Raw genomic sequence first — 14,458 nt, forward strand, 5'->3', positions numbered from 1 at the left:
AGACAGTAATGAACACCATCGATTCACCCCGCACGCCGACGTCGCCGTCGTCGGACGCGGCTGGCGCGGGCATTCTGCAACGCACCTTTGCCGTCATCCGCGCATTGGGCGACGCCAAGCCCGAGGGCGAGCGCGTGACCCACCTCGCCAAGGCCGTGGGCCTCAGTCAGGCGACGGTGCACCGAATTCTGCATGCGCTCATCGCCGAGCAGGTTGTGGAACAGGACGAGACCTCCAAGCTCTACCGGCTCAGCATCGACTTCTTCGCGATGGCGGCGCAGGCTGGCAACCCAAGCGGCATGCGCACGCTGTGCCGTCCGTCGCTGCTACGGCTTTGCGCGAGCCTCGGCGACACCATCTTCCTGCTGGTGCGCAGCAGCTTCGATGCCGTGTGCCTCGATATGTGCGAAGGGCCCTTCCCGATCCGCTCGTTCACCGGCGACATCGGCGGTCGCGTGGCGCTGGGCGTCGGCCAGGGGAGTCTGGCGATTCTCGCCTTCCTGCCGGAGGCCGAGCGCGAAGAGATCATTCGTTTTAACGTGCCGCGTTTGCGCGGGTATGGGGTGCTCGACGAGGTCTATTTGCGCACCGAAATCGAGCGTGTGCGTCAATTGGGCTATGCGGGCAGCAACAGCGGCGTGCTCGACGGCATGGCCGGGGTGGCGGTTCCTGTGTTCGACCGCACCGGGCACGCGGTGGCCGCGCTGAGCGTGGGCACGCTCGCCGCTCGGCTGTCGCAGGATCGTCTGCCGATGGTGGTGGAATTGCTGCGGCGTCAGGCCGAGTTGATCGGCCCGCAAACGAACCCGTTCGACGTTGCGATGCGCCGCCCGATGCATGGCCTTACACGGGCGTTGACGACAGAACCGCTGGCGTAACTCACGCTGGCCTACCAGGGAGATACTTCGTGGCATCAGGCGAACATCAATATCAGGTCGACGTCGAGTGGACCGACAATCAGGGCAGCGGTACGTCGGGCTATCGCGCGTACGGGCGCAATCACGACATTCGCGCCGATGGCAAACCGACGATCCCCGGCTCCGCCGACCCCGCCTTTCGTGGCGACGCCGCGCGCTGGAATCCCGAGGACCTGCTGGTCGCGTCCGCGAGTGCCTGCCACAAGCTCTGGTATCTGCACCTGTGTGCCGAAGCCGGTGTGATCGTCGAGCGATACACCGACCACGCCCTGGGCACGATGATCGACACCGCACAGGAAGGCCGTTTCGCGCGGATCATGCTGCACCCGCACGTCACGATCCGCGCGGGCAGTAACGCCGCGCTGGCGGCCGAACTCCATCATCAGGCCCACGCGAAGTGCTACATCGCCAATTCGGTCAACTTCCCCATCGAGTGCGAGCCGCGCATCGACGTGTTGGCTGAGTGATGGGGTGATGGGGTGATGGGTTGCCCGCCCCGGCTTGGCCGGTCATTACGCCGCGAGTTGTCTCGCCAGCTCGGCATCGCGCTGCTGCGCCCGCACGAACGAGTCGCGGGCGCGAAAGCGTTCCACGTAGGCCATCACGGCCGGGGTCGGCGGCACGAGCTTGAATTGCGTGAGGAAGTGCATGGCGTTGCCCCACAACGCATCGGCCGCCGTGAACGACTCGCCCAGCCACCACGGACCGTCGTTCTGCGCCAGATGCCGCTCCAGCGTCCACATGACGGCATCGTAGTCGCCATACGGCGAGCGCGAGCGCTCGGCGCCGTCGCGCCCCAGCGACTTGTCGACCACGGCCGGCTCGACACACGAGCCGTAGAACACCATCCAGCGCAGATAGGCGCCGCGACGCGCATCGCCCGGCATCGGCGCCAGCCCTTTCTCCGGATACAGCTCGGCAAGATACATGTAGACCGCCGCCTGCTCGGTGACGATTGCGTCGCCATGACGGATGGCCGGCACCTTGCCCATCGGATTGACGTCCAGATACTCCGAGCCGCGTTGCTCGCCGGTGGCAAAACGCAGCAGATGAAGATCATGCTCGGCCTGCAGTTCGTCGAGCAGCACCAAAACGCCTGACGAGCGCGTGTTGGGGGCGTGATAGAACGTGATGCGTCGGTCAGTCGTCATGGGCTTGTCTCCAGTCCAGCGCCAGGGGGAGCGGCATGTCCGGGGCGGCAAGGAGCCCAGGCGACCGCCGTCGGATTTCGGGAAATCTTACTGCATCGCGTCGGGCGCTGGCCGACAGGTCCGGCGCTCGCGTGCGAAGATAGCGAACGAAACTGTTCCCCGGGCGAGCCGCATTTATGATTTGATACCGCTGAAGCGACGCAAATCGGCTTCCCGCTCACCTGCAGGCGGCTTTCGTGAGCCCCTGTGCTTGATTTTCATACTCGTCTATTGTCGGAGGCGGACGTGCCAGGACTACTTCCCGATGTCGACCGCGAGGGACTCCTCGAATATTCGGTCGTGTATACCGACCGTTCCATCAATCACATGTCGCGGCGCTTTCAAGGGGTGATGCGCGATATTTCCGATACGCTGAAAAACGTCTATCACGCGAAGTCGGCGGTCATCGTCCCGGGAAGCGGGACGTTCGGCATGGAGGCCGTGGCCCGGCAGTTCGCAACGAACAAGAAGTGCCTCGTCATTCGTAACGGATGGTTCAGCTTCCGCTGGTCGCAGATTTTCGACATGGGCGGCATACCGTCCGAATCGCGGGTCTTGAAGGCGCGTCCCGTCGAACCGGGAAGGCAAGCGGCCTACGCACCGGCCCCGCTCGACGAGGTGGTCGCGGCAATCCGGGAACACAAGCCGGATCTGGTCTTTGCCCCACATGTCGAAACCGCCTCCGGCATGATGTTGCCCGATGCCTATTTGCGCGCGGTGTCCGACGCGATTCATGCCGTCGGCGGTATGTTGGTCCTGGATTGCATCGCGTCCGGCACGGTCTGGGTCGACATGCAGGCGTGCGGCGTCGACGTGCTGATCAGCGCGCCGCAAAAGGGGTGGAGTGCACCGCCCTGCTGCGCCATGGTCATGCTCAGTGCGCTTGCCCGCGAACGGATCGACGCCACCACGAGCACCAGTTTCGCCTGCGATCTTCGGCAATGGCTGCAGATCATGGAAGCTTATGAGAACGGTGGATTCGCGTATCACGCCACGATGCCCACGGACAGTCTTGCGACATTGCGTGACGTCATGAAAGAGACCGAGGCGTACGGCTTCGACAAAGTGAAAGCGGAACAGCTTGAACTCGGTGCGCGCATTCGCGCACTCCTGACGGGGCACGGATTCAAGAGCGTGGCGGCCGAAGGTTTTCAGGCGCCGGGGGTCGTGGTCAGCTACACCGACGACGACGGCATTCGATCCGGCAAGAAATTTGCCGATGCCGGTTTGCAGATCGCCCCCGGCGTGCCGCTGCGATGCGACGAGCCCGACGACTTCAAGACCTTCCGTATCGGATTGTTCGGCCTGGACAAACTGCATGACATCGACGGCGCGGTGGCCCGGTTCGCCAAGGCGTTGCAGAGTATTGTGTAGCTTGCGTCTGCGGCGCATGCGAGGCGCCAGCCCCCCATCGGCCGGTCTCCAACCCAGGGTGACCGGCCGACGGCGTCATTTCTTGCCAACGCTACCGCCCACCACCTCAATCGCTGAAAGATCCACGAGATTCGAGGGCATCCCGATACCGGGATTGCGGAACATCCGCTTGTTCTGGCGGGGGTAGTCGCAAACATCGTGGGGAAGTCGATCGCCGACGACGATGCAACGCAAGGTCTCTGAACCGGTATTTCGGATCGAATGCGCCAGACCGCCCTTCCGGTAACCGATGAAATCCCCCGGGCCAATGTCGAATGCCTCATCCCCGATCACGGCGGTTGCCGTTCCACTCAACACATAAACGCACTCGTCTTCGTGATGATGGAGGTGGTACTCCGTCGTTTCACGGCCCGGCTCGACTTCAACAAGGTGAAATCCGAACCCGCTAAGCCCGGTCGCGTCGCCCAGCGATTTGTTGGTACGTATTGCATTCGGGTTCCGGAAATGCGTTTTCGTGACACCATCCATCCGGGCGATGTCTTCGCTTTTGATCAAGTACGTGCTCATTGCAGTAGCGGCTCGTTGTGGACGGTGACGTTCCATTCTATGGCAAGTCGCGCCGCCGCCGGCATGACAACGTCGACTATCGGCGCAGTCTTTTGAACGGCGTACTCACGGCGCTCCAGTTGTGCGGCAGCGTGATGTGCCTGTCCCGGGCAGGTCACACACACCGTGCCGCGCTCCCTATTTCCACTTCGAGCCAAGCGTTTCGAGTCCGGCTTTCTTGAGGTCATCTGCCCCCATCACCACGCGAAACTCACAGTCGGCATTGAACGCAAGAAACCATGGCTCCACGAATTTTGGAATCTGCGACGGCTCCTCAAGGTTCACGACGAGAATGGCTCCACGTGTACCGTTCTGCTCGGTGAAGTAGGCTGCTTCCGGTTTCATCTCTGCGAGAATCCTCTCTATTAATGCTCCGATGGAGCCATCTCGCACAAAACCGTTGAATGGCTCGTGAGGTATTCGTATGTTGAGAAGCATTCGCATCGTCGTTCTCCTTGATTGAGTCCGAAAGGACGCTTCAAGGATAGGAGTTCGTCGCGTTATTGGCTGCGTTATTCAACAAGCAAGCAAAGCGCCATCGGGGGCGTTCATGTCCCGTCGCTGAGTGACACCCTCACGGCGCGACGGCAGTAGCGCCGAGAATGCTCATCAACGACCTTGCATTGCGCTGCCCCTGATCCTCGTAATTGTTGTTGAACACCACATACACGCGGGCGACTTCCTTGGCGATGACGCGAATCGGATCGACCAGCGCCGCCAGTTCCGCATCGCGATAGTCATAGTTGAAGCGGTCCGACGCCGCAGTGCTATCCCGCGCGTTCCATGTCGCCTGATTGCGCCCGTGCAGGCGGACGACAGCGGCGAGCGGCGTGGTCGTCGCCCAGACCATCGGGATGCTGTTCGCGAAACCCTGCGGCTCGTCGACCACGGTGTTGACCCAGCCCAGCTCGCGCAGCCACGCCAGTGTGGCCTCGCCGTGCGCCCCGTCGAACCAGCCGCGGTGACGAAACTCTGCCGCCACGCCGTAACCCTGCATCCGTTGCGCGCACGCTTCAACGTGCGCGCGGCTCTCGCGATTCCCCGTCAGCCAGGGCGGAAACTGAAAATGCACCAGCCCCAGCTTGCCCGCCTGCCGCAACGGCGCGAGTGCTTCGAGATAGCGCCGCCAGATCTCGTCTCTGAGCGCGTCGGGAATGTCCTTGTAATACACGTTCGCGCGCGGGCCCGGCGGCAGCTCGGCCTGCAAATCCCTGGGCAGCGCAATGCGGGGCGTCTGGTGCCCCGTGAGCAGACGGAATGCCTTGATGTTGAAGACGAACGCGCGCGGCGTGCGCTCGGCCCAAAGCTGCGCGTTCGATGCCGACGGCATGGCGTAGTAGCTGCTATCGACCTCGACCATTGGAAACTGGCTCGCGTAATAGCGAAGCCGCGCCTCGGCCGACGCATGCCCCGGCGGATAGAACCGCTTGCACGCAATCAGCGACTTGTCCGTCCACGACGCCGTGCCGATGTATACATTCTGGCCGGCCGTCGCGGCGCTTGTGGGGGCATCGACGGCATCGGAGCTGTCGGCGGCATCGGAGGCGTCGTCGGCGTCGGAGGCGTCGGGCGCCAGCCGATCAGCCGGCCCCGCAGTGTGCGATTTCACTCGGCTCATGCCAAATTCTCCCGTGGCGGCAAGCGTCGCGTTCATTGGGTTGCGTCGCGCCAGTATAGGGCGAGCGCGCATGCCGTGGATGGGGACTGGACTGGGACGAACGACTGCCATACTGCGCGCTGATCTGATCCGGCACGCGTTACCCGCACCGTGCCGTTTATGCGGCCCGCAGCTCACCCTGCGGGCCGCCTTTTTCGGATCCCCGTTTTCGTCACCGATGCCATCGGCAGGTTCTGAGCCACGCTATCATGGGCCAATTGCCATCACGCCTGTCATCCCGTTACGCCCGCCGAGTGCCCGCCATGACTGAACGCCTGCCCGTCGAACTCTCAAAAGCCTATCGTCTGCTCAATCACGGCCCGACCGTTCTCGTGGGAAGTGCGCACGACGCGCGCCGCAACGTCATGGCCGCCGCCTGGTCCATGCCATTGGATTTCTCGCCCCCAAGGTCGCCGTCGTCATCGACCGCAATACGCTCACGCGCGAACTGGTCGAGGCCTCGGGCGAGTTTTCGTTGAACGTGCCCACACGCCTCATCGCCCGCGAAACGCTCGCCGTCGGCTCGGTGTCGGGCCGCGATATCGACAAGTTCGCCGACGGCACAGGCATGAAGGCCTTCAAAGGCTCGCACATCGCCGCACCGCTCATCGACGGATGCCTCGCGTGGCTGGAGTGCCGCGTCATTCCGGAACCCCACAATCAGGATCGCTACGATCTGTTCCTCGGCGAGGTCGTGGCCGCCTGGGCCGATCCGCGCGCATTCCGCAACGGACACTGGCAGGTCGAGCCTGGGGCAGCGCGCAGTCTTCACTATATTGCCGGCGGCAACTTCTTCGAAACCGGCGACGCGTTCGAAGTCAAGCCATGAGCCACGCCTCGCCGACCTCGCGTGACGCCGACTCGCCGCACGACAGCGCCCATCGCGGCGCCGATGAGCTCACCCAAGCGATCACGCAGACCGCCCACGCGCTCTGGCGTACACACGGCACGACGGGGTCCACGTCGCCGCATTTGCCAAGTGACGACAGGCGGGGCAGAATTGACGCCGTCACAGACATCATCGATCGAGAGTCGCCTTTGGCGTCCACCCATCGCGACATGACCGCATCCGAAGCCGACCTCCACGCATCGCATGCCCCCGCTTCCACGCCGCGGCATGGGCCGATACCCGGCGCGCCCGTTGACGAGGCCGAACGCCTCGCGGCGCTGCGTCGGTACGAAATTCTCGACACGCCGCCCGAGCCCGCGTTCGATCGCATCGTGCGTCTTGCGTCTTATTTGTTCGGCGCACCGATGTCGCTCGTCTCGCTGATCGACGAGTCGCGCCAGTGGTTCAAGGCGCGCCAGGGCATCGACACGCCGCAGACCCCGCGCTCGATGGCCTTCTGCGCGCACGCGATTCTCGGCGACGATGTGCTCGTCGTGACCGACGCCCGTGCCGACCGGCGCTTCGCCGACAACCCGCTGGTCACGGGGGAACCCAACATCCGGTTCTACGCGGGCGCGCCGCTGCGCACGCCCGAAGGGCATCGCTTGGGCACCCTGTGCGTGATGGACCGCCGCCCCCGCGCGCTCGACGACGAGAAACGCGCGCTGCTCGCGGATCTGTCGGCGCTCGTCGTCGACGCGCTCGAGCTGCGTCGCGTCAATCGAGTGCTTGGCGAGATGGCCATGCGCGACGCGCTGACCGGCGCACTCAACCGCCGCGCCTTCCTGATGCAGGCCGAACGCCTGTTTTCCGCCGCACGCGCTCAGCAACGCCGCTTGTCCGTGCTGATGCTCGACCTCGACCATTTCAAGCGGATCAACGACGCGTGGGGCCATGCCATCGGCGATCGCGTCATCGTGGAGTTGACGCAGGTATTGCGCGCCACGCTGCGCAAGGGCACGCCGATCGGCCGTCTGGGCGGCGAGGAGTTCGCGGTGCTGCTGCCCGAGGCCGACGCCCAACGCGCCATGCAGGCCGCCGAACGCCTGCTCGTCGCGATCGGCAACGCCAGCGTACCCGGACCCAGTGGCGGATCCAGCGGACCCATCCGCTTTTCCGCCAGCATCGGCATCGGCAGTCTCACCCCGGACGATGCCGAATTCGGCACCCTGCTGCAACGCGCCGACCGCGCACTGTATGCGGCCAAACAGTCCGGGCGCAACCGCCTGGCCGTGATGTGACCCCCACCCGCGACTGACAACAACAACGAACACAATGGGCAAGAGCCGACTGGAAGCCTTCAGCGATGGCGTGATCGCCATCATCATCACGATCATGGTGCTGGAGATGAGAGCACCGCACGGCAGCGAGCTGTCCGATCTCCTGCCGGTCGCCCCAACGTTCCTCACCTACATCCTGAGCTACATCTACGTCGGCCTGTACTGGAACAACCATCACCACCTTTTCCATGTGGTTCAGCGCGTCTCGGGCAGCGTACTGTGGGCCAACCTGCATCTGCTGTTCTGGCTGTCGCTGGTGCCGTTCGTCACGCACTGGCTCGGGGATAACCATTTCACCGCCTGGCCGACGGCGCTCTACGGCGTGGTGCTGTTCATGGCGGCCGTGGCGTACTACCTCCTCACGCGAACACTGCTCGCCGTGCATGGCGCAGGAGGAAACGCAAAGCTCGCCGCCGCCGTGGGGCGCGACGTCAAGGGCAAGCTGTCGGTCGTGGCCTACGCGCTGGCCATCGGGCTGGCATTCGTGATGCCGGCACTCTCGCTCGTGCTCTATGGCCTGGTCGCCGCCGTCTGGCTGATCCCGGATCGCCGGATCGAACAGGTGATCGAGTCGTAGCGCCGCGGACTCGCAAGCACGGTGGCAGTCGACGCGCATCGCGTTTTTACGTAGTATCCGGTCCATCATGCAAAACGTAACCTTTGAACTGACGGGCGAATTCGTCGCCCTGAACGACTTGCTCAAGCTCGCCGGCCTCGTGGATTCGGGCGGCGCGGGCAAAGTGATGGTAGCCAGCGGCGCGGTCAGCGTCGACGGCCGGCAGGAGACCCGCAAGACCTGCAAGATCCGCGCAGGTCAGACCGTTTCGGTCGACGGTGTTCGCATTCGCGTCAAGGCGGCTTGATACCCGGTTTCCCCCCATGTGAGCCTGCCCCCGCAGGCCGCTATACTTGAAAGCGGTTTTGGCGTGTCAGCCCAAGTCACACCCGACAATGTCCACAGGACGTCCGAGGAGGCCGTTGCGATGGTCGTGCCCCGTTCACCGTCCGTCGCCGGCACCGCGCCGGGGCGCGAGGCGCTGCTCGCGGCGCTCGACCACTCGTTGGGCATGCTCACGCTCACGCCGGATGGCATCGTCGTCGAGGTCAACGACAAGCTGCTCGGCATGTTCGGTTACGCGCGCGCCGACCTGCTTGGCCAGCCGCACACACTCCTGTGCGAACCCGGCGATCCCACATGCGGCAACGCCCTGGCCCACGTCGCCAGCACCCGGCGCTCGCACACCGGACAAGTTCGCCGTCGCCGCCGCGACGGTCGCCCGATCTGGCTCGAAGCCACTTACAACCCCGTCATCGACGACGACGGCAATCTCGCCTTCGTGATCAAGCTCGCGGTCGACGTGACCGCGCGCGTGGAGCGCCAGGCGGCCGACGACGCTCGCCTGCACCTGCTCTCGCTCGGCGTCGACGAGACCGACAATGCCGTGCTCATCACCGACGCACAGGGTTGCGTGTGCTACGTCAACGCCGGGTTCACGCGCATGTTCGGCTACGCCGCGAGTGAGGTCGTCGGCCAGTCCACCCGGCTGCCGTTGGGGGAAACCGCGACGGGCGACGTCGCCGACAGTGCATCGGCCGTCGATATCAAGGAAGCCCTTGCGCATTGCCTCGTGGCCGCCCGCGACGGCCGCAGTTGCCATAGCGAAGTGCTCGTGCGTACGCTGCAGCGCCAGCCGCTGTGGGTCTCCGTCGTGACGAACCCGATGCTCGACGCGAACGGCAAACTCCTCAACGCCGTAGTGCTGTTCACCGACATCACGCAATCGAAGATTCAGGAAGTGCTGCAACACAAGGCGCTCGCCGCGATGGTGCGCGATGCGCCCCTCGTCGAAGTGCTCACGCTTATCTGCCGCGAACTGGAGCAGATCGCGCCCGAGGTCGTGGCCTCGGTGGTGCGGGTCGATTCGGAAGGCCGGTTGCGCCCGCAGGCGGGGCCAAGCCTGCCCGCGCAGTATCACAAGAACATCGAAGGCCTGGCCATTGGACCGAACGTAGGCACCTGCGGCTCGGCGGCGTTTCATGCGCGCCCGGTGATCGTGACCGACATTGCGAACGACCCGCGCTGGGCCGATTTCCGCGACATGGCGGCCGAATTCGGATTGGCCGCGTCGTGGGCCATGCCCATCATCGCGAACGACGGGCGGGTCCTCGGGGTGCTCGGTTTCTATTACCGCACGCCGCGCAGCCCTGACGCCTTGCATGAACGACTCGTCGACGTCTGCGTGCATCTGTGCAAGCTGGCCTTCGAGCGCGACGAGTCGCGCACGCGCATCCGCCAACTGGCGTTCTCGGACAACCTCACCGGTCTGCCCAATCGAAGCATGCTCGGCGTGCTCGCGGCACAAGCCATTGCCAGCGCGGCGGAGTTGAACGCGCGCATGGCCGTCATCTTCATCGACCTGGATCGCTTCAAGCAGGTCAACGACTCGCTCGGCCATCAGGCAGGCGACGCCCTGCTGCGCACGATCGCCCAGCGCTTGAGACGCTCGCTGCGCGGCGCCGATATCGTCGCGCGTCTGTCTGGCGACGAGTTCGTGGCCATGCTCACCGAGTGCGATCCCGAGCGACTCGATATTGCGCTCGAGCGCATGCGCAGCGCGTTGCGCGCGCCATGCCAGATCGATGGCGTGACGCTCGCACCGTCGGGCAGCTTTGGCATCAGCCTGTATCCGAATCACGGCAAGGAATTCGACATTCTTTTGCAGCGTGCAGACATGGCGATGTATCAGGCGAAGATGACCAGCCCGGGCAGCGTACGCGTCTATCACGAAGACATGAACATCCACGCGCAGGAGCGGCTCGAGCTGGAGACCGCCCTGCGCGACGCCCTGCGGCACGGCAAGCTCGCGCTTTTCTATCAGCCGCAGATCGATCTGTCCGACGACTCGGTCTACGGCGCCGAGGCCCTGACGCGCTGGACGCATCCGCAGTACGGCGACGTGTCGCCGTCGCGCTTCATTTCACTGGCCGAGGAGTGCGGCCTGATCGGGGAACTCGGCACCTGGACGCTGCGCGAGTCGTGTCGCCAGTTGGCGGATTGGCGCCGGCGAGGCGTGGGCATCGGCAATGTGTCGGTCAACCTGTCGCCAACCAACTTCCACGATCACAACCTGCCGCGTACGATTGCCGACGCGCTGGCCGATCACGATCTGCCACCGTCGTGCCTCGCCATCGAAATCACGGAAAGCGTGTTGATGGACCACAATCCGACCACGCTGCGCATCATCGACGAAGTCCACGGCATGGGCGTGCGCCTGTCGATGGACGACTTTGGCACCGGCTACTCGAGCCTGGGTTATCTGCGCCGCCTGCCGGTCTCGGAGTTGAAGCTCGACCGCAGCTTCGTCCATGACATTACCCGCGACGAAACGGTGCAGGCGCTGACCAATGCCATCATCAGCATTGGTCGCAATCTGCGCCTGACGGTCGTGGCGGAAGGGTCGAGGATGAAGCCCAGCGAGCGCTGCTCTTCGCGCAAGGGTATCGTGTCGCGCAAGGGTATCTGTTCTCCCCCGCCCTGTCGGCCGTCGACGTCGAACGCTGGCTCGAACAATGGTCGGCACGCCCTCCCTCACCGAACCCCGTCCCCACCTGAAACATCGGGCATCACGGCGCGAGTCCGAGTTCCATCTGATGCAGGGCCGTCTCGATGGCCTGGCTTTGCTCGGCGTCGAGCGCGTCGGCGCCAATGCTCATCTCACGACGGTAGATCATCTCGCCATAAATGTTGGCCAGCGCGCGCGCCGACTGGCACAGCGACCAGTGGCTGTCGGCGGCCTGACGGCCCGTCCAGTAGTTGATCGCCTGCTCGATTTCGGCGATGGAATAGTTGGCTTTCATGAGAGGTTCTGTGTCGCCGCGAAGTGGAATACTGTGATTATATACAGTGGACAAGAAATCGGTAAGTTGCCCATGTCATGACCGGCATCGATCCAGATCGATTCGGGTCCGCGCATGCGTCGATTCTCAGGCGCGCGTTTCGGAACTGCAACACTTGATGCGAGGGCATCGCCACAAACGGTCCCGCATACCTCGACATTCTTCACAAAATCAAACACTTACCAGTTCCGGCACGATATTGGCTTCAGCTTCGTGAAAACGCCGTGCAGCCGCTTGCCATGCTCGCCCTGCTCGCGTCCCCAACGATCGCCCCGACGGAGCCGACCCATGCCGCCGAGACACGCTACGCCACAGGTTCTACCGGTTTTCCCATCCGCCGTGCGCCGCGTGATGCTGCTAAGGTTTGGCATCGTCGCACTCTGCGTGCTGATCGCATCCGGCGCACCACGGGTCCATGCCCAATCGGTGCCGCCCGCCGGCGCGGCACCCACCGATCCCTTTCATCAACCGTGTGTCGCCGTGCGCGCCTCGCCGGAAGCGTCCCCCCCGGGAGGACGCGGTATGCGCCACGGCGTCGCTGCCCTTCGGACCGTCGCGACGATACCGGCCGCAGGGAGCGTGGTACGCAAGCAATACGTCGACCTCGACAACCGCTGCGCAACACCGCCCGCGTTCGCGCCGACGCGCGATGTCGACGCAACCGCCACCTGGCATGTGGACGCCCCGGCAAGCGACATGCACGCGGCCGCCAAGCCTTCCGGGACACACACTTTGCGCGGTCTCGCGTCCTGAGCGGCGGCGCACGACGTTTGCTATCCTGCGTCTTTCGCACGCCCACGTCGTTGCGCCCCCAGAGTTTCCGGAACCTCAATGCCCGCCAACACGCCCAACAGGCCCGACACGCCCAACACTTCCGACAAGTCGCGCGGCACCCCCCGCTCGCCCGCCGACGGCATGCCTCCACCGGGCGCGCTGCCGCTCGCCTGGATCGGCTTGCTGGCCGCTGCCGCCTGGGTACTCAAAAGCCCACATCCCACGTGGGCCGTCGGTGTACTGTGTCTTTGCGCCGGCCTGATCTCATCGTTCGGCGCACGTCGCCGCGCACGAAGGGCATGGCCCGCCTTCTTCACCGGTCTGCTTCCCGTCGGCGTCGCGCTGTTCTTCGCGTTGCTGATGTTGCGCCCGCTGCTTCGTTGACAACGCCTCGTCGAGTGTTCGTGTGGCTGGCAAGCCATGACCGGCGTGCCCTTCTCGTTACGCGCTCAACGACCGATGAGTTACCCACAGCTTCTGTGGATAACCCACTGGATAACCGGGCGCTCGCCCGCCGAGACGCCCGCCGTTACACGCTGTCAAGAGGATTGCCCGTTTCAGCATCAGCATTGGATAAATTTTTTAAGCTTGACGTTTCACCGCGCATCTGTGCGCAGGCAAAACCTTTTGACGTGACGCAAGCCTGCGGAAAATCCCGCCGCGATTCGTGTGAAAAGCGGGGTCCCCGCACGCATGGAAGGGTTCGCAGCACAAGCGAATCGGCCTATGATGGAATTGCGCGATACCTCGCCATGCATGACTTGGGATCCTCGCCGGATCCGCACGTCAGTGGCCGCTTCGCTTTCCAGTAACCCCGGGAGAACGTCTCGTATGACCCAATCCGACAAGCCGTCCGTTACCTCCGCCTCATCGCCTGTCGACGCGTCCACGACCGAAGCGGAGCGCGTCCATCTGGACGATCTGCTCGCGCGTCACTCGGTCACGGAAACGGTCGACCGCGCGTCCGTCATCGACTTGATCAACGAGTTGCGCTCGCCTGAAGTGAAAACGGCGGAAGACCGTGATCGGGTCGTCAAGGAAAGCCGCTTGTGGCGGGAAGTGTCGCACCGCGACACCGCCATTTCGCTGATCAATTCGCTCGCGCAGATGGCGCCGATCTTTCTGAACCAGATTCACTGGTGATGCCTGTCGCGCCGGCCGTCGCCGGCGCGATGCAGCTTCTTTCGCTTCAATCCTGATTTGCACGCTTGCCGCGCCGATCCATTGATCTGGATTAACGTTGCTTGCGGACACCCTGGTGGGTGAGCGGGACCTTGCGCCGTGTGTGCCTTACAATGCGGGTCGCTTAAGCGCTTCCTGTTGACTCGACACCATGACGACCACGCTGAACACCCCGACCGACTTCAAGAACTGGATCTGCCTGATCTGCGGATGGATTTACAACGAAGCCGAAGGCGCACCGAACGACGGCCTGGCGGCCGGTACGCGCTGGGCCGACGTGCCCGCCGACTGGCGTTGCCCGGAATGCGATGTGGCGAAGGCGGATTTCGCGCTGTCGGAGTTCTGAGTGCGGTAGCGCCCGCCCACGGGGCGCCGGGGCTGGGCGCGACGTCCGCCCGATCGGTGCAAGCTCAGTGATGCCAGCCCCATCCGCGGCCCCGGCCGTGCCATCCGCGATCATATCCACCGCCGTAATAGCCGCCGGAAATCCCGAACGTCACGACCGGTGCGGGGGCAACCGCGTAGCCCGGTGCATAGCCATATCCGTCATAATAGGCGTTGCCGTACGCCGGCGCGCCATAAGGCACGGCCACGCAACCGGCCATCATCACGGCGACGGCAGCGCCGCCCGCCAGCCAAAGTAAGCGTTTCACGATGAAGTCTCCCGCATGAGCTGTTCGAGTCGTGCGCGA

Annotated in this window: 15 protein-coding genes and 2 pseudogenes; 11 read left to right on the forward strand and 6 right to left on the reverse strand. The window is 64.2% G+C overall.

Going from position 1 to position 14,458, the window contains the following annotated elements; translation table 11 throughout:
* Positions 1 to 8 precede the first annotated feature (8 nt).
* Both DRB87_RS13375 and DRB87_RS13380 read left to right on the forward strand, forming a co-directional pair.
* Positions 9 to 878: an IclR family transcriptional regulator gene (locus tag DRB87_RS13375; protein WP_017233345.1), complete on the forward strand. Its 870-nt coding sequence runs from the start codon at positions 9 to 11 to the stop codon at positions 876 to 878.
* A gap of 29 nt (positions 879 to 907) precedes the next feature.
* Complete coding sequence (locus tag DRB87_RS13380; RefSeq protein WP_130026253.1) at positions 908 to 1,384, forward strand: OsmC family protein; 477 nt, start codon at positions 908 to 910, stop codon at positions 1,382 to 1,384.
* A 45-nt stretch (positions 1,385 to 1,429) separates the two neighbouring features.
* On the opposite strand, the gene DRB87_RS13385 is transcribed toward DRB87_RS13380, so the two are convergent.
* Positions 1,430 to 2,068 (reverse strand): glutathione S-transferase family protein, encoded by a 639-nt coding sequence (locus tag DRB87_RS13385; RefSeq protein ID WP_130026254.1) that lies wholly within the window; start codon positions 2,066 to 2,068, stop codon positions 1,430 to 1,432.
* A 285-nt stretch (positions 2,069 to 2,353) separates the two neighbouring features.
* On the opposite strand from DRB87_RS13385, the gene DRB87_RS13390 reads away from it, so the two are divergent.
* Positions 2,354 to 3,481, forward strand: coding sequence for an aminotransferase class V-fold PLP-dependent enzyme (locus DRB87_RS13390; protein ID WP_130026255.1), 1,128 nt, complete (start codon positions 2,354 to 2,356; stop codon positions 3,479 to 3,481).
* A 75-nt stretch (positions 3,482 to 3,556) separates the two neighbouring features.
* On the opposite strand, the gene DRB87_RS13395 is transcribed toward DRB87_RS13390, so the two are convergent.
* From DRB87_RS13395 to DRB87_RS13405, 3 genes are all read right to left on the reverse strand, one after another.
* Positions 3,557 to 4,048, reverse strand: a complete 492-nt coding sequence (locus DRB87_RS13395) for a cupin domain-containing protein (protein WP_130026256.1) — start codon at positions 4,046 to 4,048, stop codon at positions 3,557 to 3,559.
* Between the two features lie 177 nt (positions 4,049 to 4,225).
* Positions 4,226 to 4,531 (reverse strand): panthothenate synthetase, encoded by a 306-nt coding sequence (locus tag DRB87_RS13400; RefSeq protein ID WP_130026257.1) that lies wholly within the window; start codon positions 4,529 to 4,531, stop codon positions 4,226 to 4,228.
* A gap of 130 nt (positions 4,532 to 4,661) precedes the next feature.
* Entirely contained in the window at positions 4,662 to 5,705 is a 1,044-nt protein-coding gene (locus DRB87_RS13405; protein WP_130026258.1) for a DUF72 domain-containing protein, read from the reverse strand.
* A gap of 302 nt (positions 5,706 to 6,007) precedes the next feature.
* Between DRB87_RS13405 and DRB87_RS13410 the strand changes: the two are divergent.
* The 5 genes and pseudogenes from DRB87_RS13410 to DRB87_RS13430 all read left to right on the forward strand — a co-directional run.
* Positions 6,008 to 6,573, forward strand: a pseudogene (locus DRB87_RS13410) (flavin reductase family protein).
* Positions 6,570 to 7,874 (forward strand): sensor domain-containing diguanylate cyclase, encoded by a 1,305-nt coding sequence (locus DRB87_RS13415; protein ID WP_206100020.1) that lies wholly within the window; start codon positions 6,570 to 6,572, stop codon positions 7,872 to 7,874. The pseudogene DRB87_RS13410 and the gene DRB87_RS13415 overlap by 4 nt, the downstream one beginning before the upstream one ends.
* A gap of 34 nt (positions 7,875 to 7,908) precedes the next feature.
* A complete protein-coding gene (locus tag DRB87_RS13420; protein WP_130026260.1) occupies positions 7,909 to 8,490 on the forward strand; it encodes a TMEM175 family protein in 582 nt (193 codons plus the stop codon).
* A gap of 67 nt (positions 8,491 to 8,557) precedes the next feature.
* Entirely contained in the window at positions 8,558 to 8,776 is a 219-nt protein-coding gene (locus tag DRB87_RS13425; protein WP_017233336.1) for an RNA-binding S4 domain-containing protein, read from the forward strand.
* Between the two features lie 204 nt (positions 8,777 to 8,980).
* A pseudogene (locus DRB87_RS13430) lies at positions 8,981 to 11,311 on the forward strand (EAL domain-containing protein); the annotation flags it as partial.
* Between the two features lie 226 nt (positions 11,312 to 11,537).
* On the opposite strand, the gene DRB87_RS13435 reads toward DRB87_RS13430, so the two are convergent.
* The gene (locus DRB87_RS13435; RefSeq protein WP_130026261.1) at positions 11,538 to 11,771 is read right to left on the reverse strand and encodes a DUF3717 domain-containing protein; all 234 of its coding nucleotides are present in this window, start codon (positions 11,769 to 11,771) and stop codon (positions 11,538 to 11,540) included.
* A gap of 870 nt (positions 11,772 to 12,641) precedes the next feature.
* On the opposite strand from DRB87_RS13435, the gene DRB87_RS13440 reads away from it, so the two are divergent.
* The 3 genes from DRB87_RS13440 (at position 12,642) to DRB87_RS13450 (ending at position 14,112) form a co-directional block, all read left to right on the forward strand.
* Positions 12,642 to 12,968: a hypothetical protein gene (locus DRB87_RS13440; protein WP_130026262.1), complete on the forward strand. Its 327-nt coding sequence runs from the start codon at positions 12,642 to 12,644 to the stop codon at positions 12,966 to 12,968.
* 447 nt (positions 12,969 to 13,415) lie between these two features.
* Complete coding sequence (locus DRB87_RS13445) at positions 13,416 to 13,727, forward strand: hypothetical protein (RefSeq protein ID WP_017233331.1); 312 nt, start codon at positions 13,416 to 13,418, stop codon at positions 13,725 to 13,727.
* Positions 13,728 to 13,917: 190 nt separating this feature from the next.
* Complete coding sequence (locus DRB87_RS13450) at positions 13,918 to 14,112, forward strand: rubredoxin (protein ID WP_130026263.1); 195 nt, start codon at positions 13,918 to 13,920, stop codon at positions 14,110 to 14,112.
* Positions 14,113 to 14,176: 64 nt separating this feature from the next.
* Here DRB87_RS13450 and DRB87_RS13455 read toward each other — a convergent pair whose 3' ends face one another.
* The gene (locus DRB87_RS13455) at positions 14,177 to 14,419 is read right to left on the reverse strand and encodes a hypothetical protein (RefSeq protein WP_240755986.1); all 243 of its coding nucleotides are present in this window, start codon (positions 14,417 to 14,419) and stop codon (positions 14,177 to 14,179) included.
* Positions 14,420 to 14,458 lie beyond the last annotated feature (39 nt).

The organism is Pandoraea sp. XY-2 (genome assembly GCF_004193915.1).
Taxonomy (GTDB): domain Bacteria; phylum Pseudomonadota; class Gammaproteobacteria; order Burkholderiales; family Burkholderiaceae; genus Pandoraea; species Pandoraea cepalis.

Coding starts and splice junctions, on each gene's coding strand:
- DRB87_RS13375 (WP_017233345.1), top strand. CDS start 9: ATGAACACCATCGATTCACCCCGCACGCCGACGTCGCCGTCGTCGGAC.
- DRB87_RS13385 (WP_130026254.1), bottom strand. CDS start 2,068: ATGACGACTGACCGACGCATCACGTTCTATCACGCCCCCAACACGCGC.
- DRB87_RS13395 (WP_130026256.1), bottom strand. CDS start 4,048: ATGAGCACGTACTTGATCAAAAGCGAAGACATCGCCCGGATGGATGGT.
- DRB87_RS13400 (WP_130026257.1), bottom strand. CDS start 4,531: ATGCGAATGCTTCTCAACATACGAATACCTCACGAGCCATTCAACGGT.
- DRB87_RS13405 (WP_130026258.1), bottom strand. CDS start 5,705: ATGAGCCGAGTGAAATCGCACACTGCGGGGCCGGCTGATCGGCTGGCG.
- DRB87_RS13415 (WP_206100020.1), top strand. CDS start 6,570: ATGAGCCACGCCTCGCCGACCTCGCGTGACGCCGACTCGCCGCACGAC.
- DRB87_RS13420 (WP_130026260.1), top strand. CDS start 7,909: ATGGGCAAGAGCCGACTGGAAGCCTTCAGCGATGGCGTGATCGCCATC.
- DRB87_RS13425 (WP_017233336.1), top strand. CDS start 8,558: ATGCAAAACGTAACCTTTGAACTGACGGGCGAATTCGTCGCCCTGAAC.
- DRB87_RS13435 (WP_130026261.1), bottom strand. CDS start 11,771: ATGAAAGCCAACTATTCCATCGCCGAAATCGAGCAGGCGATCAACTAC.
- DRB87_RS13440 (WP_130026262.1), top strand. CDS start 12,642: ATGCCCGCCAACACGCCCAACAGGCCCGACACGCCCAACACTTCCGAC.
- DRB87_RS13445 (WP_017233331.1), top strand. CDS start 13,416: ATGACCCAATCCGACAAGCCGTCCGTTACCTCCGCCTCATCGCCTGTC.
- DRB87_RS13450 (WP_130026263.1), top strand. CDS start 13,918: ATGACGACCACGCTGAACACCCCGACCGACTTCAAGAACTGGATCTGC.